This window comes from Streptomyces sp. NPDC057438, from assembly GCF_042802995.1.
GTDB lineage: Bacteria > Actinomycetota > Actinomycetes > Streptomycetales > Streptomycetaceae > Streptomyces.
This window is the reverse complement of record NZ_JBHVDD010000016.1, coordinates 58,428-82,545: the sequence shown is the minus strand read 5'-3', so window position 1 is coordinate 82,545 and position 24,118 is coordinate 58,428. Positions and strand designations below refer to the sequence as shown.

Here is a 24,118-nt window from a genome sequence, read left to right as displayed (position 1 = left end):
TTTCACCAAAGACCTCAAGGGAGTTGGAAACGCAGCCGACAAAGGATGCGTGAGTACCCTTGCGCACACCATGATGACCGCCGCCCGCTCCGCCGACTCCGGCCTCGCAGGACCGGGCGAACTCGACCGCTACCCGTACGCCGAGCCCGCGAGCGTCGACCGCGTGGGCCTCCCTGCCTGGGACGGCGCGGACCCCGAGCTGGGCCGCGTCGGCCGCCGCGCCGCCGGGAGCCGCGGACGCGGACTGCACGGCCAACTCGTCCAGCAGCTCGGCCAGATGATCGTCTCCGGCGACCTGGGGGCGGACCGTCCCCTCGTGCCCGAGGAGATCGGCCAGCGCTTCGAGGTCTCCCGCACCGTCGTCCGTGAATCCCTGCGTGTCCTGGAGGCCAAGGGCCTCGTCAGCGCGCGCCCGAACGTCGGCACGCGCGTCCGGCCGGTCAGCGACTGGAACCTGCTCGACCCCGACATCATCGAATGGCGGGCCTTCGGTCCGCAGCGCGACAACCAGCGGCGTGAACTCAACGAACTGCGGTGGACGATCGAACCGCTGGCGGCCCGCCTCGCCGCCGGTCACGGTCGCGACGACGTGCAGCAGCGCCTCGCCGACATGGTCGAGCTCATGGGCCACGCCATGGCGCAGGGCGACCCGCTGACCTTCTCGCGCGCGGACGCCGAGTTCCACTCGCTGCTCATCCAGCTCGCGGGCAACCGGATGCTGGAGCACCTCTCCGGGATCGTCTCCTCGGCCCTGCAGGTCTCCGGGGGCCCGGCCAACGGTTGTGACCGGCCGACCGAGTCGACCCTCACGCACCACGCCCGGATCGTCGACGCCCTCGCGGCGGGCGACGGAGGGGCCGCTGAGGCGGCCATGCGGCAGCTGCTGACCGTCCACCCCGAGGTGGAGCGTGTGGTGCCGGCGCCGCGCGAGCACTGAGGGCGGCGCGAGCGGGACGGGGCCGGCGCGGCCGGGGCACCGGCCCTTCCGCGGCGTAGCTCGGCCGGCGGACCCGTGCCGCCGGGCCCCAGCGAATCCTCCCAGGGGTTCGGCGGGGCCCGGCGGCACGACGAACGCAGGACGCCTCCAGGTTCGCGCCACGCCGGGGGCTGCCCCGAACCGGCTGCGTCCATCGCGCCGGACCAGTCGCTCGACGAATCGCTCGAACGAATCGCCCGCTGATCTGCTCGCTGAACCGCCCGACGAACCGCCTGGCGGATCGCCGGACAACCGCCGACCGAATCGCTGGACCGGTCACCCCGACGGGGTCGACAGCGGCCAGGAGATCGAGGAGAGTGGCGGGGCGTGGAGTGCGACGGGATCGACAGGATCGGTGGGCGTGCCGAGGCCCGGGGAGCGCGCGGAACCGCGGTGAGGTGCGGACCGGCGAGGTGCCGGGACCGGTGAGCCGGGAACCCGGCGAGCCCTCCGGGACGGCCGACCCTCCCGGTGGCCGTGGCCGCTCAGGCGAGGGCATCGGATCCCCGCGAGGGCGGTGCTCCGCATTGCGGAGTTCGTTCGGGATTCGTTCGGGTACGAGTCCTAGCAGAACCGGTTGTGGTCTCGATCGATCGCCTCTGGCAGTGTCTGACCGCTTTTGCGCGCTTACGGGGTGTGACTCGGGCCACGCAGATTGGGCGTAACGCTCGTGGGAACAACGCGATGACCTAAGAGGCGACAGCCTCGGAGGGAATACGGACGCCGTTCACGGCGCTGTGCATCTTCCCGGCCCCCGCCCGCACCGTCGGCCCACTCCCAAGCCGGTGGTCGGCTCCAGTCCGCAGTGGACGGAGCCGGAAGCCGTTTTCCAACGTTCCGAGAGGTTGTTCGTGTCGGCCAGCACATCCCGTACGCTCCCGCCGGAGATCGCCGAGTCCGTCTCTGTCATGGCTCTCATTGAGCGGGGAAAGGCCGAGGGGCAGATCGCCGGCGACGATGTGCGTCGGGCCTTCGAAGCTGACCAGATTCCGGCCACTCAGTGGAAGAACGTACTGCGCAGCCTCAACCAGATCCTCGAGGAAGAGGGTGTGACGCTGATGGTCAGTGCCGCGGAGCCCAAGCGCACCCGAAAGAGCGTCGCAGCGAAGAGTCCGGCCAAGCGCACCGCCACCAAGACGGTCGCGGCGAAGACGGTGACCACCAAGAAGGCCACTGCCGCAGCCGCCCCCGCGGAGCCCACGGCCGACCCTGTCGGCGAGGACGTCGCCCCCGCCAAGAAGGCCGCCGCCAAGAAGGCGGTCGCCAAGAAGGCGGCCCCCGCCAAGAAGACCGTCGCCGCCAAGAAGACGGCGGCGAAGAAGACCACCGCCAAGAAGGACGACGCCGAGCTCGCCGAGGAAGAGGTCCTCGAGGAGGCGCCCGGCGGCAAGCCCGGCGACGAGCCCGAGGGCACCGAGAACGCCGGTTTCGTGCTGTCCGACGAGGACGAGGACGACGCGCCCGCCCAGCAGGTCGCCGCCGCCGGTGCCACCGCCGACCCGGTCAAGGACTACCTCAAGCAGATCGGCAAGGTCCCGCTGCTCAACGCCGAGCAGGAGGTCGAGCTCGCCAAGCGCATCGAGGCCGGTCTGTTCGCCGAGGACAAGCTGGCCAACGCCGACAAGCTCGCCCCCAAGCTCAAGCGCGAGCTGGAGATCATCGCCGAGGACGGCCGCCGCGCCAAGAACCACCTCCTGGAGGCCAACCTCCGTCTGGTGGTCTCCCTGGCCAAGCGCTACACCGGTCGCGGCATGCTCTTCCTGGACCTCATCCAGGAGGGGAACCTCGGTCTGATCCGCGCGGTCGAGAAGTTCGACTACACCAAGGGCTACAAGTTCTCCACGTACGCCACCTGGTGGATCCGTCAGGCGATCACCCGTGCCATGGCCGACCAGGCCCGCACCATCCGTATCCCGGTGCACATGGTCGAGGTCATCAACAAGCTCGCGCGCGTCCAGCGCCAGATGCTCCAGGACCTGGGCCGCGAGCCCACTCCGGAGGAGCTGGCCAAGGAACTCGACATGACCCCCGAGAAGGTCATCGAGGTCCAGAAGTACGGCCGCGAGCCCATCTCCCTGCACACCCCGCTGGGTGAGGACGGCGACAGCGAGTTCGGCGACCTCATCGAGGACTCCGAGGCCGTCGTCCCGGCCGACGCGGTCAGCTTCACGCTCCTGCAGGAGCAGCTGCACTCCGTCCTCGACACGCTCTCCGAGCGCGAGGCGGGCGTAGTCTCCATGCGGTTCGGTCTCACCGACGGTCAGCCGAAGACCCTCGACGAGATCGGCAAGGTGTACGGCGTCACGCGCGAGCGCATCCGCCAGATCGAGTCCAAGACGATGTCGAAGCTGCGGCACCCCTCCCGCTCGCAGGTGCTGCGCGACTACCTCGACTAGACGGCACGGCATCCGCCGCCCGTCGGTCCCGAAGGCCCGGTTCCCGTCGAAGGAGCCGGGCCTTCGGCGTGTGTGCGGCTGCGGAAGCCGATCTCGTGGATCACTCTGGGTGTGCCATCCCTGTCCCGGAGTGAGGAGCGCGCATGCGTCGATCGTTCGCCCGACTGCTGGCCGTCGCGGCCACCACGGCCGTCATACCGCTGGCGGCACCGCCGTCGGCGACGGCCGGGGTCGTCATCGGTGGCCATCCGGTCGAGATCTCCCAGGCGCCCTGGACGGTGGCGCTGGCCAGTCGTGACCGGTTCGGAGGTACGCGGGCAGGGCAGTTCTGCGGCGGTGTCGTGATCGGCCGCTCGACCGTCCTGACGGCCGCCCACTGCCTCAGCGAGAGCGTGCTGGGAGGCCCTCCGGAGAAGGTCGGCGACCTGAGGGTCATCGCGGGCCGCGCCGAGCTGCAGTCCGCCGAGGGCCAGGAGATCGCGGTGAGCGGCGCCTGGGTCGATCCGGCGTACGACCCCTATACGAACGCCGGGGACTTCGCGGTGGTGACGCTGGCCTCACCTGTGCCCGAGACCTCGGTCATCGGGCTGGCGGAGGCCGGTGACCCGGCGTACGGGCCCGGCACGCCGGCGGCGGTCTTCGGCTGGGGGGACACCACAGGCGCCGGGGACTACGGCCGGAGCCTGCGGGCCGCGCCGGTGCGGGTGCTGGCCGACGAGGTCTGCGAGAGGGCCTACCCGGGCAGCGCGGACGGACGGTACCTGTCCGGTCCCATGGTGTGCGCCGGGGAGCAGGACGGTGGCCGGGACGCCTGTCAGGGGGACAGCGGAGGGCCGCTGGTCGCCCAGGGGAAGCTGATCGGCCTCGTGTCCTGGGGGAGCGGCTGCGGACTCGCCGGGAACCCTGGTGTCTACACCAGGGGCTCGTACATCGCCCGGGTGCTCACGGGAAGCCGCTGAGAGGCGGCTCACGGCCTCGCGGCGGGCAGGTGCGGAATGAGAGCGGGCGGCCACCCCGTGGGTACGGGAGTGGCCGCCCGGTCACCGGCCTCGAGCCGGTGGCGGCTCGTCGTCAGGTGCGAAGCGTCAGCGCTCGTCCTCTTCTGCGGTCGCGGGAACGGCCGTGAGCCGCTCCGTCTCGTCCTGTATCTCCGCGGCGATCTTCTTGAGCTCCGGCTCGAACTTGCGGCCGTGGTGGGCGCAGAACAGCAGCTCTCCACCGCTCAGCAGGACGACGCGCAGGTAGGCCTGGGCGCCGCAGCGGTCGCATCGGTCAGCGGCCGTCAGCGGGGTCGCGGGGGTCAGAACAGTAGTCACGTCGCCTCTTCTCTAGCTCGACGAGCTGTCGTACCAGGGTCAACATCCAACCAGGCCGAAAACGTTCCCGCTCGCGGCTTTAACTCGAAAAAATCTTTCCGGGCCGGCTGTCTGCTGCCGGTTGGCGGCGAATGAGCCGTAGTGCGTGTCTTCGTGTCGTACGGGCTTCGCGCTGTCTGTCGGTGGTTCTGGTGGTCGATCCATCGGTTGTACGGTCCTCCCGGCTGGGTTGCCGGTTGTTCAAGAGGACGTGCCCGGAGCCTAAATGGTTCATGCCCCGAAGGGAACGTGATATGTACTTCACCCCATCGAGGGATCGAACGCGTATGCGAGTCTGGACTACCCTGAGTTTCGCCACGAGGGTGGCGTTACAGCGGCTCTACCAGGGCTCGGTACCCTCGAACCGGCAACAGAGCCCGGCCCCTTACCCAAAAGGGCCTCACCTGAAATTCAGCGAGGAGCGAACCGCGTGACCGCCGATACGTCCGTGCCGTCCACAGCGCTGCTGACCGGAGCAGACCGGGACGGTTCCAACTACACCGCGCGGCACCTGCTCGTCCTCGAGGGGCTCGAGGCCGTGCGGAAGCGCCCCGGCATGTACATCGGCTCGACCGACAGTCGAGGCCTGATGCACTGCCTGTGGGAGATCATCGACAACTCCGTGGACGAGGCCCTCGGGGGCTACTGCGACCACATCGAGGTGATCCTCCACGACGACGCCTCGGTCGAGGTGCGGGACAACGGCCGGGGCATCCCGGTCGACGTCGAGCCCAAGACCGGCCTGTCCGGTGTCGAGGTCGTGATGACCAAGCTGCACGCCGGCGGCAAGTTCGGCGGCGGCTCGTACGCCGCCTCCGGCGGTCTGCACGGCGTGGGCGCCTCCGTGGTGAACGCGCTCTCCGCCCGACTGGACGTCGAGGTGGACCGCAGCGGCAGCACCCACGCCATCAGCTTCCGGCGCGGCGTGCCCGGCGCCTTCGCGGGCGGCGGACCGGACGCCAAGTTCGAGACCGGCGGTCTGCGCAAGGGCAAGCGGATCCCCAAGACGCGCACCGGCACGCGCGTGCGCTACTGGGCCGACCGCCAGATCTTCCTCAAGGACGCCAAGCTCTCGCTGGAGCACCTCCACCAGCGCGCCCGGCAGACCGCCTTCCTCGTTCCCGGACTGACGATCGTCGTCCGGGACGAGTTCGGCCTCGGCGAGGGCGGCAGCAAGGGCGAGGAGTCGTTCCGCTTCGACGGCGGCATCAGCGAGTTCTGTGAGTACCTGGCGTCCGACAAGCCCGTCTGCGACATCCTCCGCTTCTCGGGACAGGGCACGTTCAGGGAGACCGTGCCGGTTCTCGACGAGCACGGCCAGATGACCCCCACCCAGGTCACCCGTGAACTCGGCGTCGACGTCGCCATGCGCTGGGGCACCGGCTACGACACGACCCTCAAGTCGTTCGTGAACATCATCGCCACCCCCAAGGGCGGCACCCACGTCGCGGGCTTCGAGCAGGCCGTGGCCTCCACCATGAACGAGGTGCTGCGCGCCAAGAAGATGCTGCGGGTAGCCGAGGACGACATCGTCAAGGACGACGCCCTCGAAGGCCTCACGGCCGTCGTCACCGTGCGTCTTGCCGAACCTCAGTTCGAAGGTCAGACCAAGGAGGTCCTCGGCACCTCCGCGGCCCGCCGCATCGTCGCGCAGGTGATCGCCAAGGAGCTCAAGGCGTTCCTGACCTCGGCCAAGCGTGACGCCGCCGCGCAGGCGCGGGTCGTCATGGAGAAGGCGGTCGCCGCCGCGCGTACGCGCATCGCCGCACGTCAGCACAAGGACGCGCAGCGGCGGAAGACCGCGCTGGAGTCGTCGTCGCTGCCCGCCAAGCTCGCCGACTGCCGCAGCGACGACGTGGAGCGCAGCGAGTTGTTCATCGTCGAGGGCGACTCGGCGCTCGGTACGGCCAAGCTCGCCCGGAACTCCGAGTTCCAGGCGCTGCTGCCGATCCGCGGCAAGATCCTCAACGTCCAGAAGTCGTCCGTGACCGACATGCTCAAGAACGCCGAGTGCGGCGCGATCATCCAGGTCATAGGAGCAGGGTCCGGGCGTACGTTCGATATCGACGCGGCGCGCTATGGCAAGATCATCATGATGACCGACGCCGATGTGGACGGGTCGCACATCCGGTGCCTGCTGCTCACCCTCTTCCAGCGGTACATGCGGCCGATGGTCGAGGCGGGACGGGTCTTCGCGGCCGTGCCGCCACTGCACCGGATCGAGCTGGTCCAGCCGAAGAAGGGGCAGGACAAGTACGTCTACACGTACTCGGACCGCGAGCTGCGCGACCGGCTGCTGGACTTCCAGAGCAAGGGCGTCCGGTACAAGGACTCCATCCAGCGTTACAAGGGCCTCGGCGAGATGGACGCGGACCAGCTGGCGGAGACGACGATGGATCCGCGCCACCGCACGCTGCGGCGGATCAACCTGTCGGACCTGGAGGCCGCCGAGCAGGTGTTCGACCTGCTGATGGGCAACGACGTCGCGCCGCGCAAGGAGTTCATCTCCAGCTCGGCGGCCACGCTGGACCGGTCGCGCATCGACGCGTAGCCGCCGCGCCGGCTTCGGCGGAGGGCGTCCGGGCCGGTCCCGGACGCCCTCCGCCTCCTGCGGGCCGCGGGTGCTTCGGGGGTGCTTGGCCCCTTCCGGGTGCCACCGGTGGGGAGCCTTGTCCGGGGTGGGGGAGGCTGGCCGGAGTTTCACCTGATGGGGTGAAGAATCGTGCAGAGGCGTGCCGGGGGTCTTTCCGCTCTGTCCATGCTTGGGCATGCAGTCAAGTACCGGCCGTCCCCGCCGACGCGGGGGTGGTTCTGAGAGCCCGGTTGAGCAGCACGAGGGGCACGCCCTCGCCCACGAGGACGTGCGGTTCGACGATCCCTGGTACGACGCGCTGGCCTCCGGCTGGGGGGAGCTGGACGGCACGGGCGGGCCCGCCCCGGTCGTGGCCGAGGCGCGCGAGAGCCGGGGCGGGGGCGCCGCGGAGGTCTACCTGGAGGTCCAGCGGAGCGCCGCGTTCCAGGAGGTGCGCAGCCGCTACCGCAGGTTCGTGATCCCGGGCGTCGCTCTCTTCTTCAGCTGGTACGTGGCGTACGTGGTGACGGCGACCACGGCACCGGGGCTGATGGCCCGCCCGGTGGCGGGCTCGGTGAACGTGGCGATGCTGGCGGGCCTCGGGCAGTTCCTCACGACGTTCCTGTTCACCTGGGCGTACGCGCGGCACGCCAGGCTGCGCCGGGACCGGGCGGCGCTCGATCTGCGCTGGGACACCCAGGAATTGACGCGTGGCCTCCGAGGGGGCGAGCGGTGACCGCCGACCATCAGCTGCTGGCGCTGCTGCTGTTCAGCCTGTTCGTGGCGGTCACGCTGGGCATCACCACGTGGGTCAGCCGTCATCGGCACGGCTCGGCGGAGGAGTTCTACGCCGGGGGCCGGTTGTTCTCGCCCATGGAGAATGGTTTTGCCATCGCGGGCGACTACATGTCCGCCGCGTCCTTCCTCGGGATCTCGGGGCTCATCGCGCTTTTCGGCTACGACGGGCTGCTCTACTCGGTCGGCTTCCTGGTCGCCTGGCTCGTGGTGCTGTTCCTGGTGGCCGAACTGGTGCGCAACTGCGGGCGGTTCACGCTCGCCGACGTGGTCGCGGCACGGATGAGCGAGCGGCCGGTGCGGATCGCCGCGGGAACCTCCTCGGTGACCGTGTCCGTTCTGTACCTGGTGGCGCAGATGGTGGGAGCGGGAACCCTCGTCGCGCTGCTGCTGGGAGGAGAGAGCGAGGCGGCGCAGGCCTGGACGGTCATCGGGGTCGGCGCGCTGATGGTCGTCTATGTGTCGATGGGAGGGATGCGGGCCACCACCTGGATCCAGATCGTGAAGGCGGTCCTGCTCATGGGCGGGGCGGTCGCGTTGACCGTGCTCGTCCTGGTGCGCTTCCACGGCGACTTCGACCAGTTGCTGAGGACGGCCGCCGAGCGCAGCGGACACGGCGACGCGTTCCTCGCGCCCGGGCTGAAGTACGGCGGTGACTGGGTCGCGCGCTTCGACTTCATCAGCCTCGGGCTCGCGCTGGTCCTGGGCACGGCCGGCCTGCCGCACATCCTGTCGCGCTTCTACACGGTGCCCACCGCACGGGCCGCGCGCCGCTCGGTGGTCTGGTCGATCGGTCTCATCGGCGGGTTCTATCTGATGACGATCGTGCTGGGCTTCGGCGCGGCGGCCGTGGTCGGCCCGGAGGCCGTACGGAGTTCCAACGCGGCCGGCAACACGGCGGTGCCGTTGCTGGCCCTCGATCTGGGCGGTGGCACGGACTCCACCGGCGGAACGGTTCTGTTCGCGATCGTCGCCGCCATCGCCTTCGCCACGATCCTCGCGGTCGTCGCCGGCATCACCCTCGCGTCGTCGGCGTCGGTCGCCCACGATCTGTACGCGTCGCTGCGGCGCAAGCGTTCGAAGCCGCGCAGCGAGGTCGCCGTGGCGCGCATGGCCGCCGTCGCCATCGGCATGATCGCGATCGGGCTCGGGCTGCTCGCCAAGGATCTCAACGTGGCCTTCCTCGTGGGCCTCGCCTTCGCGGTCGCCGCCTCCGCCAACCTGCCCGTGCTGCTGTACTCGCTGTTCTGGCGCGGCTTCACCACACGCGGCGCGGTCTGGTCCGTGTACGGCGGACTGGTCCCCTCCCTGGTTCTCGTGCTGCTGTCGCCCGTCGTGTCGGGCAGCGCCGACGCGCTGTTCCCCAGCCTCGATTTCCAGGTCTTCCCGCTGCAGAACCCCGGCCTCGTCTCCATCCCGCTGGGCTTCCTCGCGGGCTGGCTCGGCACGGTCATGTCGGCCGAGCCGCCGGACGCGGCCAGACACGCGGAGACCGAGGTGCGGTCGCTGACAGGCGCAGGGGCGGTGTGAGCGCGGCGACGCGTCATCCTGCCGGCACGGTGGTCGTCGCGCCTTCCTGCGGCTCGCGGGTGCTCAGGGGCGGGTCGCCCACTCGTAACGGTGCTCCGGGCGGCCGGCGTCACCGTACTTGAGGGTCAGCCGGGCGCGTCCCGTGCGTTCCAGGAGCTTCAGATAGCGCTGGGCGGTCTGACGGCTCAGTCCGGTCCGCTCGGCGATCTCCTGGGCGGACAGCGGCCCCTCGGCGGTCATCAGGGCGCGGCGCACCAGCTCGGTGGTGGTGGCCGAGTGGCCCTTGGGCAGGTCCGGCTCGCCCCCTGCGGAGAGAGCGCCGAAGATCCGGTCCACCTCCGCCTGTTCGGCCTCACCGCCGCCGTCCAGGGTGCGCCGCAGCTCCGCATACGCCTCCAGCTTGGCCCGCAGCCCGGCGAACGCGAACGGTTTGACCAGGTACTGGAGCGCGCCCTGGCGCATCGCGGCCTGGACGGTCGAGACGTCGCGGGCCGCCGTCACCATGATCACGTCACTCTGGTGGCCCCGGCGCCGCATCTCCTGGACCACCATGAGCCCCGTCTCGTCCGGCAGATAGTGGTCCAGCAGGACCAGGTCGACGTGCGGCAGCGTCTCCAGGCGGTGCAGCGCCTCGGCCGCGCTGTGGGCCACACCGGCGACGTGGAAACCGGCGACCTTCTCCACGTAGGCGGCGTTGACGCGGGCGACCCTGGTGTCGTCGTCCACGATCAGGACCTCGATCATCGCGGCTCCTTGTCGGCGGCGGTGCCGGCGGCTTCGGGCTCCCGTGCGGCGCCCGGCCGCCCCTCGTGGCCGGCGCCAGGCTCGTCCTGCCCCGCCGGTCCGTCCTCGGATGCCGGAGAGGCGGGTGCCCCGGAGGCGGGTGCCGGGGCGGACACCACAGTCACGAGACCGTGCTCCGCGAGTGCGTCGGGCAGGACGACCGTGAACTGCGCGCCGCCGCCCGCCGCCTCCGTGACCCGGGCGCTGCCTCCCTGCCGCTCGGCGAGCCGGCGTACCAGGGAGAGCCCGATGCCGCGCTCGCGATGGGCGGGCGGAGTCTTGGTGGACCAGCCCTCGGTGAAGATCAACTCCCTTTTGTCCGGCGGGACTCCGGGGCCCGTGTCGCGGACCCGGAGGATCGCCGTGCGTCCCTCGGTCCGCAGTTCGACCTCCACGCGCGCGTGCGGCGTGCCCGCGACGGCGTCCAGGGCGTTGTCGACGAGGTTCCCGACGACGGTGACGAGCCCCCGCGGGTCGATCAGCCGGTCCGGCAGCATGGTGCCGTCCGCGATCGACAGGGCGACCCCACGCTCGGCGGCGACGGTCGCCTTGCCCACCAGCACCGCGGCGAGCAGGGGATCGTGGATCTTCTCGGTGACCTGTTCGGCGGTGGCCCGGTGCTCGCCGACGACCTCGCCGACGAACTCCACGGCCTCGTCGTACATCTCCAGTTCGAGCAGGCCGAGGAGGGTGTGCATCCGGTTGGCGTGCTCGTGGTCCTGGGCGCGCAGGGCGTCCGTCAGGCCGCGCGTGGAGTCCAGCTCGCGCCCCAGCTGCTCCAGCTCGGTGCGGTCGCGCAGGGTGGCGACGGCGCCCCCGTCGTCCGTGGGCATACGGTTCGCGACCAGCACGCGCTGCCCGCGTACGGTCAGCAGATCGGTGCCCGTGACCCGCCCCGCCAGCACGTCCGTCGTACGGCCGGGGCCGAGCGCGTCGTCGAGTGAGCTGCCCACCGCCTCGTCGCCTATCCCGAGCAGCCGTCGCGCCTCGTCGTTCAGAAGGCGTACGCGTCCGGCGCGGTCCAGCGCCACCACGCCCTCCCGGATGCCGTGCAGCATCGCCTCGCGCTCCGCCAGCAGCCCCGCGATATCGGAGAAGGCCAGGTCACGGGTCTGGCGGTGAACCCGCCGCGAGATCAGATACGCGGCCAGCGCCCCGACCGCCATGGCCCCGCCGGCGTATGCCAGGAGCCCGGGGATCGCGTGGAACAGGCGGTCGCGCACGCTGTCGTACTCGATGCCCACCGAGACGGCGCCCACGATCGTCCCGTCGGCGTCGCGCAGCGGCACCTTGCCGCGGGCAGAGCGTCCCAGGGTCCCCGAGTCGATCTCCATGACGTCTTTCCCGGCAAGGGCGCGGCGCGGATCGGTCGAGACGAGCCCGCCGATCTCCGCCGGGTCGGGGTGCGACCAGCGCACGCCGCGCCGGTCCAGCACGACCACGTACTCGGCCCCGCTGGCCTTCCTGATCCGCTCGGCCTCGACCTGCACGGGACCGGTCACGGACGGCCGCGTCGACACCAGGTCCCGCGCCACCTGCGGCTGGGCCGCCGTGGTCTGCGCGATCGCGAGGGCGCGGCGCATCGCCTGGTCGTCCAGCTGCTGGCTGAGCGGCGCGAGGAACAGCCCGGTCGCGAGGACCGCGACACCGGCGGCGATCGCCACCTGCATCAGCAGGACCTGCGAGAACACCCGCCGCGGCATACCGAGCCGCAGGCGGCGCGCGGGGGGAGGGGGACTCATACCCATGACCGTACGTGGACGGAGTGGGCCGGTCGTAGTGGGGTGTGGCGCGGATCTCAGTACCGGGCGCTCGTACGGGGGCCGCCGCGGGCGTCGGCGCGGGTGCTGCGCTGGGATCCGCTAGAGCGCGACGGCCGCGGGCGACAGCTCGCGTACGGCCAGGACGTCCATGCACGCCGGGGAACCCAGCGGGGAGCCGCAGCTCTCCGGGCGGGGCGGCCGGGCAGGGCCCTGGGAGACGGCCACGGTCCAGCGGCGGCCGTCGGTGTGGGCGACGGTCACGTCCCAGTGGGGTGCCGTGCCGTCCGTGCGCAGGACGGTGAGCGTGTCGGCCGCGTCCTCGCCGGTCTCGGTGCGGACCGCCAGCTCGGCCGCCTGGCCGGGCCGCTCCCAGGCGGAACCGCCACGACATCCCTCGGTGACGATACGACCGTCCCGTACGCCCTGGAGGACCTCCTTGACGTGGTGGGCCTCCGCGCGGCCGTACACATAGCCGAAGGGGAGCACGAGCAGGGTGGGGGAGAAACGGTGACCACCCAGATGGGTGACCTCCCAGGTGCCCTCGACCCCCGAGGCGGCCAGTTCGGCGGCGAGCGGTCGGCCGAGGAGGGCGCAGCAGCGGTCGCGCTTGCCGTTGGTGCAGACGAGTGCGAGCGGGTCGCCGGTGTGCGGCCGCCCCCGCAGGACCGAGGCGAAGGTGCTGTGGTCACCTCGGCCGAGGGCGGTGAAGTCGAGTCCGAGCAGCTCGCGGGGGTCGGACGTCGTGGCGGTGTGCAGCCAGACGTTTCCGGGGACGGTGTGGGCCACGTACACGCGGCGCTCGCGGACCTCGCGGCGGTCGGCGTGGCGGCCGGGGCGCCGGATGAGCGCCACGCGTACGCCGGTGCCCTCCGCCGCGGCTTCGAGGGCGCGGCCGAGCGCGGGGGCCAGGTGGCTGGAGGTGAGCGCGTTGACGCCCCAGGGGCCGGGCTGTTCCAGCAGCAGCCATGTCCTCGCCGTGGCGGCGGTCCCGGCGAGAGGCTCGCCGAGAAGTCGGGACGCGGATGTGCACGTACTCACAGAGGTGAGCCTAACCTGACTTGCGTCCGCGTGACGTCCGGACGGGCCGAAGGAGTGCCGGCGGGGGTGCTGCGGGCGTGCTGCAGGCGCCACGGGCGTGCTGCAGGGGCTGCGCGAAAGGGACGGTTGTGCGAAGGAACGGCGGCGCGAGGGGCCCGCGCTGTAGTGCAGGCGAGCCCCCGTTCAGGATCAGGCGTCGGGGATGTCCGACTTTGCCCGGATGAGAGTGTCGCGGCTGATGACCACGATCCTCTCGTAGTCAGCGCGCGAGGCGTCGGCAGGAAGCTCGGGGTCGAGTTTCTCTGTCCGGTCGGTCCCGATCACTGCGAAGTTGCCATCCTGCAGTTCGAAGATGTCTGGGCATGTCTGCCCCGCGGCACTGCCCCTCTCCCGAGGGGACGCACCGATGCGGCGCACGATTTTCAACGGGTTCGATCCTTGGGTCATGAGTAGTGACAGCGATGTTGAGCGGCCCAAACTTAGCCTTATGAGGCGGGTTGATGCGCCCGCGTCCCAGGGGTGAGGGAGTGAAGGCGGTGGCAGGGGTCGCGCTGCGCGGAGCGAGCGCCGTGGGAATGCGGGACTCATTCGGCGGGCGGCTCGCCCACGACCCACCACTCGTCCGTGTTCGCTTCCTCCAGGTCGCTGATCAGGGCGTCGACCAGCCTGCCGATGTCCGACTCCTCCGAGCCCTCCTTCAGGCTCGACCGGTGATGACGCGTGGCGGCCCAGTAGTCGCGCATCAGGGCGCTCTGAAAGATGCCGCGCAGATGTCCGTACAGCTCCGCCCGGCTGAAGACACCCACCCGGTAGCCCTGGAGGACGTGTGTGTAGAGGAGGTTGGCGAAGAGGTACTGCCGCTGCCTGTCGGTGGACAGTTCCTCCTCGTAGGCGTTCAGGACGGGCAGCAGCGTCGGGTCCGCGGCCGCCTTCATGACCAGGTCGACGTTGTGCCGCTGATAGGCGATCAGGGCGGCGTGCCGCTGGGCCTCCTGCTCCAGCCGTTCCAGCCGGTCCAGGCGTCGAAGTACGGCACGGACGCGCCGCTCCACGGCGACCGCGCCCAGTGCTCCCACCGCGAAGGCGAGGCCCGCTGCTGCGGCGGGGCCGAGTCCCCGCGCCCCAGGATTCTGTGTGGTCATGTCAACCCCCGGTTCAGGCGGCCGTCCGCCGGTCGTCGGTGCGGGGCGACGGGATGGGACCGGCGAGCGCTGGGCGGCGCTTGCCGTCTCCCAGTGTCGCCGAGGGGCAGGGGTCGGCTGGGAGGCGGAGAGGAGGCGCACGGAAGGATGTGCGGGTCGCGCGGGTCGGCGCCATGCCCAACGTGTGCCCCTCGGGCGCCGCTGACAACGGCGTACTCCACGGGGCGTCCGGCCCCACTCGTATGCTGGGGCGGCCCGCAAGGAGGGCGCGGGAGCCGGGGTGTTCCGGCGGGAGCCGGTCCATGAGCCGGCCCTGTACGGTGGCCGGCCGCGAGCCGCGGCACGCAACGGTGGGAGAGAGGGCGCGCGTTGAGCCAGTCGTCGAGCCAGGGGTCGCACACGCGACCGGAGCCGGGTCACGGTACGCGTCCTGAGTCGACAGTCGGGGCTGAACCGGGGCTCGGCCCGGTGCCTGGGCTTGGGGTCGAGCCGGGAATCGGGCTTGGGCTGGCAAGCGGGCCTGAGTCGGCACTCGGGCTTGGGTCGGCAGCCGGGCTTGGGCCGACAACCGGGTCTGAGCCGGTGCCAGGACGCGGGCCGGAGCGGAGCCGGGGACCGGTGCCGAGCCCGGGACCGGGACAAGGGGCGAGTCCGGAACCGGGACAAGGGGCGAGTCCGGAACCGGGACAAGGGGCGAGTCCGGAACCGGGACAAGGGGCGAGTCCGCAGGGGGCGCGGGGTCTGGAAGGCTCGGATGGCCCGCAGAGTCCGCCGCAGATCCCGGTCGTCGTCCTCGCCGGGTTCCTCGGCTCCGGAAAGACCACGCTGCTCAACCACCTCCTCCACCGCAGCGGCGGCAGCCGTATCGGTGCCGTCGTCAACGACTTCGGGGCGATCGAGATCGACGCGATGGCGGTGGCCGGCGCACTCGGCGACTCCACCGTGTCGCTGGGCAACGGGTGCCTGTGCTGTGCCGTCGACGTCGGTGAACTGGACGAGTACCTGGAACGGCTGGCTGCTCCCGCCGCCGGGATCGACGTCATCGTCATCGAGGCGAGCGGGCTGGCCGAGCCGCAGGAACTCGTGCGGATGGTGCTGGCCAGCGAGAACCGCCGGGTGGTGTACGGCGGGCTCGTCGAGGTCGTGGACGCGGCCGAGTTCCCGGAGACCCGGCAGCGGCACCCCGAGATCGACCGGCACCTCGCCCTCGCCGACCTGGTGGTCGTCAACAAGCTCGACCGGACCGAGGACGGGGAGCGGATCCTGTCGCTCGTCCGCTCGCTCGCCGACCGCGCCGCCGTGGTGCCCGCCACCTACGGACGCGTCGACCCCGAGTTCCTGTTCGACTGTCGGCCCTCCGAGGAGCGCCTCGGCCAGCTCTCCTTCGACGACCTGAACCGGCACGACCACGACGGGCACGACGACCACGACGGGCACGACGACCACGACGACCGGGGCGGGCACGGCGGGCATCTGCACACCGGCTACGACAGCGTCGCCTTCGTCTCCGACGTGCCGCTAGACCCCCGGCGGCTCATGGAGTTCCTGGACGGGCGGGCGGAAGGGCTCTACCGGATCAAGGGGTACGTCGACTTCGGCCCGTACGACCCGCGCAATCGCTACGGCGTGCACGCCGTGGGGCGGTTCCTGCGGTTCTACCCCGAGCCCTGGCCCGCCGCCGACAGCGGACTCGGCGCACGGGGACTCGGAGCTCCCGGAACGGGCGGCCACGGCCTCGGTGAGGACCGCCGCCTCACGCAGCTCGTGCTCATCGGCGCCGGGATCGACGCCCCCGCCCTGCGCAAGGAGTTGGAGGCGTGCCGGAGGGACGACGACGCCCCGCACGCCGACGAGCACGGCATGTGGGGCGTCCTGCGCTACGTCCAGGAGGACGAGGCCGAAGAACCCGAGGCCTCCTACGACAGCCCGTGAGGCCCCGCGCTCACACCGGCCCCGCCACCGACGCCACCGTCTTGCCCAGGGACACGCCCGAGCCGTCGCGGCGCGGGTCCATCTCCGGGAGGTCGGCCGGTGTGCCGTTCTTCTGGGCGGCGCGGGCCGGAGCGGGGCCCGCCCAGGCGATGGAGAGGCAGTCCTCGCCCTTGAGGAACCGCTGGCAGCGGACGCCGCCCGTGGCGCGGCCCTTGCGGGGGTACTGGTCGAACGGGGTGAGCTTGGCGGTGGTCTGGACGGAGTCGTCGAGAGTGCCGCGGGAGCCCGCCACCGTGAAGACGACCGCATCGACGGCCGGGTCGATGGCGGTGAAGGAGATGACCTTCGCCCCCTCGGTGAGCTTGACGCCGGCCATACCGCCGGCCGGGCGGCCCTGCGGGCGGACCTGTGAGGCCTGGTAGCGCAGCAGCTGGGCGTCGTCCGTGATGAAGACCAGGTCCTCCTCGCCCGTGCGCAGCTCGACGGCACCGACGATCCGGTCGCCCTCCTTGAGCGTGATGACCTCCAGTTCCTCCTTGTTGGACGGGTAGTCGGGGACCACGCGCTTGACGACACCCTGCTCGGTGCCGACGGCCAGGCCGGGCGACGACTCGTCGAGCGTCATCAGGCAGACGAGCGTCTCGCCGTCCTGGAGGGTGAGGAACTCCGCGAGCGGGGCCCCGCCCGAGAGGTTGGGGGCCGCCGAGGTGTCCGGCAGCTGCGGCAGATCGACCACGTTCAGGCGCAGCAGACGGCCGGTGGAGGTCACCGCGCCCACCTCGCCCCGGGCCGTGGCCGGGACCGCCGAGACGATGACGTCGTGCTTGGTGCGCTTGCCGTCCTCGTCCGCCGCGAAGGGCTCGGTGTTTGCCGTACGGGCCAGCAGACCGGTCGACGACAGCAGCACCCGGCACGGGTCGTCCGCCACCTGGAGCGGGACCGCGGCCACCTGGGTGCCCGAGGACTCCAGCAGCACCGTACGGCGCTCGGTGCCGAACTTCTTGGCCACGGCGGCCAGTTCGCCGGAGACCAGCTTGCGCAGCTCCGCGTCCGACTCCAGGATGCGGGTCAGTTCGGCGATCTCGGCGTTGAGCCGCTCCTTCTCGGACTCCAGCTCGATGCGGTCGAACCGGGTGAGACGGCGCAGCGGGGTGTCGAGGATGTACTGCGTCTGGATGTCCGACAGCGCGAAGCGCTCCATCAGGCGGTCCTTGGCCTGGGCGGAGTTGTCGCTGGAGCGGATCAGCCGGATGACCTCGTCGATGTCCAGCAGGGCGGTGAGCAGGCCCTCGACCAGGTGCAGACGGTCGCGCTTCTTGCCGCGGCGGAACTCCGAGCGGCGCCGGACGACCTCGAAGCGGTGGTCGAGGTAGACCTCCAGCAGCTCCTTCAGACCCAGGGTGAGGGGCTGGCCGTCGACCAGGGCCACGTTGTTGATGCCGAAGGACTCTTCCATCGGCGTCAGCTTGTAGAGCTGCTCCAGGACGGCCTCCGGCACGAAGCCGTTCTTGATCTCGATGACCAGGCGCAGGCCGTGCGCGCGGTCCGTGAGGTCCTTGACGTCGGCGATGCCCTGCAGCTTCTTCGCCCCGACCAGGTCCTTGATCTTGGCGATCACCTTCTCCGGGCCGACGGTGAACGGCAGTTCGGTGACGATCAGGCCCTTGCGGCGGGCCGTCACGTTGTCCACCGTCACCGTGGCGCGGATCTTGAAGGTCCCGCGGCCCGTCGCGTACGCGTCCCTGATGCCGGAGAGGCCGACGATCCGGCCGCCGGTGGGCAGGTCGGGGCCCGGGACGTGCTTCATCAGCGTGTCGAGGTCGGCGTTCGGGTACCGGATGAGGTGGCGGGCGGCCGCGATGACCTCGCCCAGGTTGTGCGGCGGCATGTTGGTGGCCATGCCGACGGCGATGCCGGACGCGCCGTTGACCAGCAGGTTGGGGAAGGCGGCGGGCAGGGCCACCGGCTCCTGCTCCTGGCCGTCGTAGTTCGGGGAGAAGTCGACCGTGTTCTCCTCGATCGACTCCGTCATCAGGCTGGTCGCGTCGGCCATCCGGCACTCGGTGTACCGCATGGCGGCCGGCGGGTCGTCGTTGCCCAGCGAGCCGAAGTTGCCGTGGCCGTCGACCAGGGGGAGCCGCATCGAGAAGGGCTGGGCGAGGCGCACCAGGGCGTCGTAGATGGAGGAGTCGCCGTGGGGGTGGAGCTTGCCCATGACCTCGCCGACGACGCGGGCGCACTTCACATAGCCGCGGTCGGGGCGCAGGCCCATCTCGTTCATCTGGTAGACGATCCGGCGGTGCACCGGCTTGAGACCGTCGCGGGCGTCGGGCAGGGCTCGGGAGTAGATGACCGAGTACGCGTACTCCAGGAAGGAGCCCTGCATCTCGTCGACGACGTCGATGTCGAGGATCCGCTCCTCGAACGCGTCGTCGGGCGGCGGGGTCTTCGTGCTGCGGCGGGCCATCGCTGCCGGCTCCTCTTTTTCTGGTCGCTCACCTACGGGGCGCTCACGTCTCCGGCTCACTCTCGGCGAGACGTGAACGGGAACTGACGCGCACCATTGTGGACTGCCGCACTGACAACCCCGACACGACCCGGCGCCGACCGCCGGGCACGGCCGCGCGGGACCGCCACGTCAACTGCGTGCGCCGACCCTAACCAGTGAGCGCGGGCCGCAACCCCGGTCTCGCTCTCGGCGTACGGCGCCCGGGAACTTCTCCGGGGGTCCGCGCGCTTGCATACAGTGGCGGGACCGGCAGGAAAGAGCGGTTTCCGCGACGATTCCACGACGGACACGACCGCGGATCCCGCGCACACAGCACAGCGATCGAAGGGACGTATCGCCCATGGGTCACACGGCCACAGCCGAGGCCGGCTCCGAAGGCCTGACAGTGAGGGAGCACCGCCTGGACAACGGCCTGCGCGTGGTGCTCTCCGAGGACCACCTGACCCCGGTCGCCGCGGTGTGCCTCTGGTACGACGTCGGTTCGCGCCACGAGGTCGCGGGCCGTACGGGCCTCGCCCACCTCTTCGAGCACCTGATGTTCCAGGGCTCGGGCCAGGTGAAGGACAACGGCCACTTCGAGCTGGTCCAGGGTGCGGGCGGTTCGCTGAACGGCACCACCAGCTGGGAGCGCACCAACTACTTCGAGACCATGCCCACCCACCAGCTGGAGCTGGCGCTGTGGCTGGAGGCCGACCGCATGGGCAGCCTGCTGCTCGCGCTCGACCAGAAGAACCTGGACAACCAGCGGGCGGTCGTCAAGAACGAGCGCCGCCAGCGGTACGACAACGTGCCCTACGGCACCGCCTTCGAGAAGATCTTCCGACTGGCGTACCCCGAGGGCCACCCCTACCGGCACACGCCGATCGGCTCGATGGACGACCTGGAGGCCGCGAGCCTGGAGGACGCCCAGCAGTTCTTCCGGACCTACTACGCGCCCAACAACGCCGTCCTGTCGATCGTCGGCGACATCGACCCGGAGCAGACCCTCGCCTGGGTGGAGAAGTACTTCGGCTCGATCCCCGCGTACGACGGCAAGCCCGCGCCCCGTGACGGCGCGCTGCCGGACGTCATGGGTGAGCAGCTGCGCGAGGTGGTCGAGGAGAACGTGCCCGCGCGCGCGTTGATGGCCGCCTACCGGCTGCCGGAGGACGGCACGCGCGCGTGCGACGCGGCCGACCTGGCGCTCACCATCCTCGGCGGCGGCGAGTCCTCCCGCCTCTACAACCGTCTCGTGCGCCGTGACCGTACGGCCGTGACGGCCGGGTTCGGCCTGTTGCGGTTGGCCGGCGCGCCCTCCATGGCGTGGATGGACGTCAAGACCTCCGGTGACGTCGAGGTGCCGGTCATCGAGGCCGCCGTCGACGAGGAGCTCGCCCGGTTCGCCGCGGAGGGCCCCACGGCGGAGGAGATGGAGCGCGCCCAGGCCCAGTTGGAGCGCGAGTGGCTGGACCGGCTCGGCACGGTCGCGGGCCGTGCCGACGAACTGTGCCGCTACGCGGTCCTGTTCGGCGACCCGAAGCTCGCCCTCACCGCCGTCGACCGGGTCCTGGAGGTGACGGCCGACGAGGTCCAGGAGGTCGCCAAGGCCCGCCTGAGGCCCGACAACCGCGCGGTGCTCGTGTACGAGCCCGTCGCCGGCGAAGAGGACGCCGAAGAGGAGGCCACCGCGACGGAGGCCGCCGAGACCACCGACGAGAACGAGGAGTCGGCGAAGTGACCGAGCTCGCGAGCATGGAGTTCCACCCGCAGCCCCAGGCCGGCGACGCCCGCCCCTGGGCGTTCCCTGCGCCCGAGCGCGGCACCCTGGCCAACGGCCTGACCGTGCTGCACTGCCACCGCCCCGGCCAGCAGGTCGTCGCCGTCGAGGTCGTCCTCGACGCGCCCCTGGACGCGGAGCCGGAGGGCCTGGACGGCGTTGCCACCATCATGACGAGGGCGTTCTCCGAGGGCACCGACAAGCACACGGCCGAGGAGTTCGCCGCCGAGCTGGAGCGCTGCGGCGCCACCCTCGACTCGCACGCCGACCACCCCGGCGTACGCCTGTCCCTCGAAGTGCCCGTGTCGCGGCTGGAGAAGGCCCTGGGGCTGCTCGCCGACGCGCTGCGGGCCCCCGCGTTCGACGACGGCGAGATCGAGCGTCTGGTGGCCAACCGGCTCGACGAGATCCCCCACGAGACCGCCAACCCGGGCCGGCGGGCCGCCAAGGAGCTCTCCCGGCAGCTGTTCCCGGCCACGTCGCGCATGTCGCGGCCCCGCCAGGGCACCGAGGAGACCGTGGAGGGCATCGACTCCGCGGCCGTACGCGCCTTCTACGAGCGGCACGTGCGTCCCGCGACGGCCACCGCCGTGGTCGTCGGCGATCTCACCGGGGTCGACCTCGCCACCCTGCTCGGCGACACGCTGGGCGCCTGGACCGGCTCCCCGGCCAAGCCGAGCGCCGTACCGGCGGTGAGTGCCGACGACACCGGACGCGTGATCATCGTGGACCGCCCCGGCTCCGTGCAGACCCAGTTGCTCATCGGCCGGGTGGGCGCCGACCGGCACGACCGTGTGTGGCCGGCCCAGGTGCTCGGCACCTACTGCCTCGGCGGCACCCTCACCTCCCGTCTGGACCGCGTCCTGCGGGAGGAGAAGGGCTACACCTACGGGGTGCGCGCGTTCGGCCAGGTGCTGCGCTCCGCCCCCGACGGATCGGGTACGGCGATGCTGGCCATCAGCGGCTCCGTCGACACGCCCAACACCGGTCCGGCGCTGGACGACCTGTGGACGGTGCTGCGCACCCTGGCCGCCGAGGGGCTGACCGACGCCGAGCGTGATGTCGCCGTGCAGAACCTCGTGGGGGTCGCTCCCCTCAAGTTCGAGACGGCCGCGGCCGTGGCGGGCACGCTGGCCGACCAGGTCGAGCAGTACCTGCCGGACGACTACCAGTCGACGCTGTACCGCCAACTCGCCGCCACGGGCACGGTGGAGGCCACCGCGGCCGTTGTGAACGCCTTCCCGGTGGACCGCCTCGTCACCGTCCTCGTCGGGGACGCCGCGCAGATCGAGGAGCCGGTCAGGGCCCTCGGAATCGGCGAAGTCACCGTCGTACCGGCTGAGTAGGAAACGGACAGAACGACACGCACCAGTGAGGCCCTGGTGACGGAAGAGTCACCAGGGCCCACGTTTGTCCGTTTGATGGCGGAGGTTGTGTGTCTGACCTGTGGCGTAGTTAACAAATCCTGTGATCCGTTTGTTATTTCGAAGACGGCCCACTTAGCGTCGGTCCGGCTGTTCGTCAGATGTTCGCCGCAGCCGCGGCACCGGACAGTCATCGCCGAGTCCCGAGGTGCGAGCCTGGGGAGCCGGGGACCCACCGAAGTCCCTGGGGTGAATCGGGTGCCCTTCGCGAGCGACGCGAAACGGGGGGCAGCCGTAGGAGACCTTCCTGCTCCGAACCCGTCAGCTAACCCGGTAGGCGAGAAGGAAGGAAAGGACCAGCCACTTCATGGCGTTCACCCGCGCCCCTGGGAAGCACCGCCGCCCCGGCCGTGTGCAGCGCACGACCACGAGGAACGTGGGCGTCGCCGCTCTCACCACCACCGGTGTCATCGGCACCCTGGCCGGCCCCGCGCTCGCCGCGGAGGAGCCCGCCGTCGAGCAGACCGGCCTGAACCAGGTCATCGTCCTCGGTGACACGGTCGCCGACCAGGTCGACGCACAGGCCGCCGCCCAGCAGCAGGCCGCCGAGGTGGCCGAGGTCAAGAAGAAGGCGCAGGAGGAGGCCCGCAAGGCCGCCGCCGAGAAGGCCGAGCAGGAACGTGCCGTCGCCAAGGAGCGCGAGGAGATCAAGGCCCGCGCCGCCCGCGCGGCCGAGCGCGAGCGCCTCAACACCTACGTCTCGCCCATCAGCGGCTCCTACATCTCCACCGGCTACAAGGCCGGCGGCGCCGTCTGGTCCTCCGGCAGCCACACCGGCGTCGACTTCCACGCCGCCACCGGCACGGCCGTCCTGGCGGTCGGCTCCGGCACCGTCGTGGAGGCGGGCTGGGGCGGCGCGTACGGCAACAACATCGTCATCCGCATGACCGACGGCACGTACACCCAGTACGGCCACCTGTCGTCCATCGGCGTCTCCGTCGGCCAGACGGTCACCCCCGGCCAGCAGATCGGCCTCTCCGGGGCGACCGGCAACGTCACGGGCGCGCATCTGCACTTCGAGGCCCGCACGACGGCCGAGTACGGCTCGGACATCGACCCCGCCGCGTACCTGCGGTCGCACGGTGTGAACGTCTGACACCCGGCTCCACGCCTCCGACGAAGGCCCCGGCTCACGAGCCGGGGCTTTTCGCGTTGCGCGAACCTGTTGCGCGCACCTTCTGTCCAAAAAATATCCCTGGATTCCGGTCCGCCATCGGAAATTCCGTCCCGCTGCAATAGAGTCGCTGGAAGACACGTCAATCATCGACGTTTCACGGGGATTAAGGCGGAGGTCGGTCATGCGTATTCCGGCGCATTCGGTTTGCACGGCGATCCGGGACGACATCGTCGCGGGTGTCTACGAGCGCGGCGGCCGTCTCACCGAGGAACTGCTCGCCCGTCGGTACGGCGTCAGCCGGGTCCCCGTGCGTGAGGCGCTGCGCACGCTGGAGGCCGAGGGCTTCGTGGTGACCCGCCGCCACGCGGGCGCGTGCGTCGCCGAGCCGACCGAGCAGGAGGCCGCCGACCTGCTGGAGATGCGCATGCTGCTGGAGCCGCTGGGCGCCGCCCGGGCCGCCCAGCGGCGCACGGAGGCGCACCTCAAGGTGCTGCGCGGCCTCGTCAGGCTGGGCCAGGAGCGGGCCAGGAGGGGCACCAGCGAGGATCTGCGCTCCCTGGGCGGCTGGTTCCACGAGACGCTCGCACAGGCGTCCGGCAGCCCCGCCCTGACCTCGACACTCGCCCAGTTGCGGCACAAGATCGCCTGGATGTACGCGGTCGAGGCACCCGCCGACCCGGTGGAGTCCTGGGCGGAGCACGGCGGCATCGTGGACGCCGTCGCGCGCGGGGACGGCGACCGGGCCCGCACGATCACGTCCCTGCACACCGAGCGGGCCGCCGCCGCGCACCGGTTCCGATTTCCGGGCGGGGCCGGCGGGGCGGACCGGCCGGACCGTGTGAGGACTTCGCAACACCCCGTAAACACACCGAGCCTGCGGCATTAACACCGGAGCCGTATACAAAGAGGCAGGAATTCCGCGGGGCATTATTTCTGCTGCCCGCGGAAAGGTGACAGAACGAAAATGTGGAGGGCCCGCCCGATAAATCGGACGAGCCCTCCACATGTGTACGGCCGGCCTTTCGGGGCC

At 71.0% G+C, this 24,118-nt stretch carries 18 protein-coding genes and 1 riboswitch; of the genes, 11 read left to right on the top strand and 7 right to left on the bottom strand.

The window, feature by feature from the left end; all coding sequences use genetic code 11:
• Positions 1-49: 49 nt before the first annotated feature.
• The 3 genes from ACFU5F_RS12425 to ACFU5F_RS12415 all read left to right on the top strand — a co-directional run bounded on the left by ACFU5F_RS12425 (position 50) and on the right by ACFU5F_RS12415 (position 4,331).
• Positions 50-937: a FadR/GntR family transcriptional regulator gene (locus ACFU5F_RS12425; RefSeq protein ID WP_383885752.1), complete on the top strand. Its 888-nt coding sequence runs from the start codon at positions 50-52 to the stop codon at positions 935-937.
• Positions 938-1,821: 884 nt separating this feature from the next.
• The gene (locus ACFU5F_RS12420; RefSeq protein ID WP_383885750.1) at positions 1,822-3,372 is read left to right on the top strand and encodes an RNA polymerase sigma factor; all 1,551 of its coding nucleotides are present in this window, start codon (positions 1,822-1,824) and stop codon (positions 3,370-3,372) included.
• A 143-nt stretch (positions 3,373-3,515) separates the two neighbouring features.
• Positions 3,516-4,331, top strand: coding sequence for a S1 family peptidase (locus ACFU5F_RS12415; RefSeq protein WP_383885747.1), 816 nt, complete (start codon positions 3,516-3,518; stop codon positions 4,329-4,331).
• A 126-nt stretch (positions 4,332-4,457) separates the two neighbouring features.
• On the opposite strand, the gene ACFU5F_RS12410 is transcribed toward ACFU5F_RS12415, so the two are convergent.
• Positions 4,458-4,688: a hypothetical protein gene (locus ACFU5F_RS12410; protein WP_184900160.1), complete on the bottom strand. Its 231-nt coding sequence runs from the start codon at positions 4,686-4,688 to the stop codon at positions 4,458-4,460.
• Positions 4,689-5,157: 469 nt separating this feature from the next.
• Between ACFU5F_RS12410 and ACFU5F_RS12405 the strand changes: the two genes are divergently transcribed.
• From ACFU5F_RS12405 to ACFU5F_RS12395, 3 genes are all read left to right on the top strand, one after another.
• Complete coding sequence (locus tag ACFU5F_RS12405) at positions 5,158-7,278, top strand: type IIA DNA topoisomerase subunit B (protein WP_383885744.1); 2,121 nt, start codon at positions 5,158-5,160, stop codon at positions 7,276-7,278.
• Between the two features lie 217 nt (positions 7,279-7,495).
• A complete protein-coding gene (locus ACFU5F_RS12400; protein ID WP_383885741.1) occupies positions 7,496-8,035 on the top strand; it encodes a DUF485 domain-containing protein in 540 nt (179 codons plus the stop codon).
• Positions 8,032-9,624: a cation acetate symporter gene (locus ACFU5F_RS12395; RefSeq protein WP_383885739.1), complete on the top strand. Its 1,593-nt coding sequence runs from the start codon at positions 8,032-8,034 to the stop codon at positions 9,622-9,624. Before ACFU5F_RS12400 ends, ACFU5F_RS12395 begins: the two co-directional genes overlap by 4 nt.
• Positions 9,625-9,687: 63 nt before the next feature.
• Here ACFU5F_RS12395 and ACFU5F_RS12390 read toward each other — a convergent pair whose 3' ends face one another.
• From ACFU5F_RS12390 to ACFU5F_RS12370, 5 genes are all read right to left on the bottom strand, one after another.
• The gene (locus ACFU5F_RS12390; protein WP_383885736.1) at positions 9,688-10,368 is read right to left on the bottom strand and encodes a response regulator; all 681 of its coding nucleotides are present in this window, start codon (positions 10,366-10,368) and stop codon (positions 9,688-9,690) included.
• Entirely contained in the window at positions 10,365-12,149 is a 1,785-nt protein-coding gene (locus tag ACFU5F_RS12385; RefSeq protein ID WP_383885734.1) for an ATP-binding protein, read from the bottom strand. The genes ACFU5F_RS12390 and ACFU5F_RS12385 overlap by 4 nt, the downstream gene beginning before the upstream one ends.
• Positions 12,150-12,269: 120 nt before the next feature.
• Positions 12,270-13,208 carry a sucrase ferredoxin gene (locus ACFU5F_RS12380; RefSeq protein WP_383885732.1) on the bottom strand — a complete coding sequence of 313 codons (939 nt, stop codon included), beginning with the start codon at positions 13,206-13,208 and terminating at the stop codon, positions 12,270-12,272.
• A gap of 189 nt (positions 13,209-13,397) precedes the next feature.
• The gene (locus ACFU5F_RS12375) at positions 13,398-13,634 is read right to left on the bottom strand and encodes a hypothetical protein (RefSeq protein WP_037724008.1); all 237 of its coding nucleotides are present in this window, start codon (positions 13,632-13,634) and stop codon (positions 13,398-13,400) included.
• A 158-nt stretch (positions 13,635-13,792) separates the two neighbouring features.
• Entirely contained in the window at positions 13,793-14,350 is a 558-nt protein-coding gene (locus tag ACFU5F_RS12370; protein WP_383885728.1) for a DUF6082 family protein, read from the bottom strand.
• A 741-nt stretch (positions 14,351-15,091) separates the two neighbouring features.
• On the opposite strand from ACFU5F_RS12370, the gene ACFU5F_RS12365 reads away from it, so the two are divergent.
• Positions 15,092-16,282 (top strand): CobW family GTP-binding protein, encoded by a 1,191-nt coding sequence (locus tag ACFU5F_RS12365; RefSeq protein ID WP_383885818.1) that lies wholly within the window; start codon positions 15,092-15,094, stop codon positions 16,280-16,282.
• A gap of 10 nt (positions 16,283-16,292) precedes the next feature.
• Here ACFU5F_RS12365 and ACFU5F_RS12360 read toward each other — a convergent pair whose 3' ends face one another.
• Positions 16,293-18,749: a DNA topoisomerase (ATP-hydrolyzing) subunit A gene (locus ACFU5F_RS12360; protein ID WP_383885725.1), complete on the bottom strand. Its 2,457-nt coding sequence runs from the start codon at positions 18,747-18,749 to the stop codon at positions 16,293-16,295.
• A gap of 382 nt (positions 18,750-19,131) precedes the next feature.
• On the opposite strand from ACFU5F_RS12360, the gene ACFU5F_RS12355 reads away from it, so the two are divergent.
• From ACFU5F_RS12355 to ACFU5F_RS12340, 4 genes are all read left to right on the top strand, one after another.
• Entirely contained in the window at positions 19,132-20,508 is a 1,377-nt protein-coding gene (locus tag ACFU5F_RS12355) for a M16 family metallopeptidase (RefSeq protein WP_383885722.1), read from the top strand.
• Entirely contained in the window at positions 20,505-21,893 is a 1,389-nt protein-coding gene (locus ACFU5F_RS12350) for a M16 family metallopeptidase (RefSeq protein WP_383885719.1), read from the top strand. The genes ACFU5F_RS12355 and ACFU5F_RS12350 overlap by 4 nt, the downstream gene beginning before the upstream one ends.
• A 202-nt stretch (positions 21,894-22,095) precedes the next feature.
• Positions 22,096-22,265, top strand: a riboswitch (cyclic di-AMP (ydaO/yuaA leader).
• A gap of 13 nt (positions 22,266-22,278) precedes the next feature.
• Positions 22,279-23,067: a M23 family metallopeptidase gene (locus tag ACFU5F_RS12345; protein WP_383885716.1), complete on the top strand. Its 789-nt coding sequence runs from the start codon at positions 22,279-22,281 to the stop codon at positions 23,065-23,067.
• A gap of 202 nt (positions 23,068-23,269) precedes the next feature.
• On the top strand, positions 23,270-23,974 hold the full coding sequence (locus tag ACFU5F_RS12340; protein ID WP_383885713.1) for a GntR family transcriptional regulator: 705 nt from the start codon (positions 23,270-23,272) through the stop codon (positions 23,972-23,974).
• The last annotated feature ends 144 nt before the right edge of the window (positions 23,975-24,118 follow it).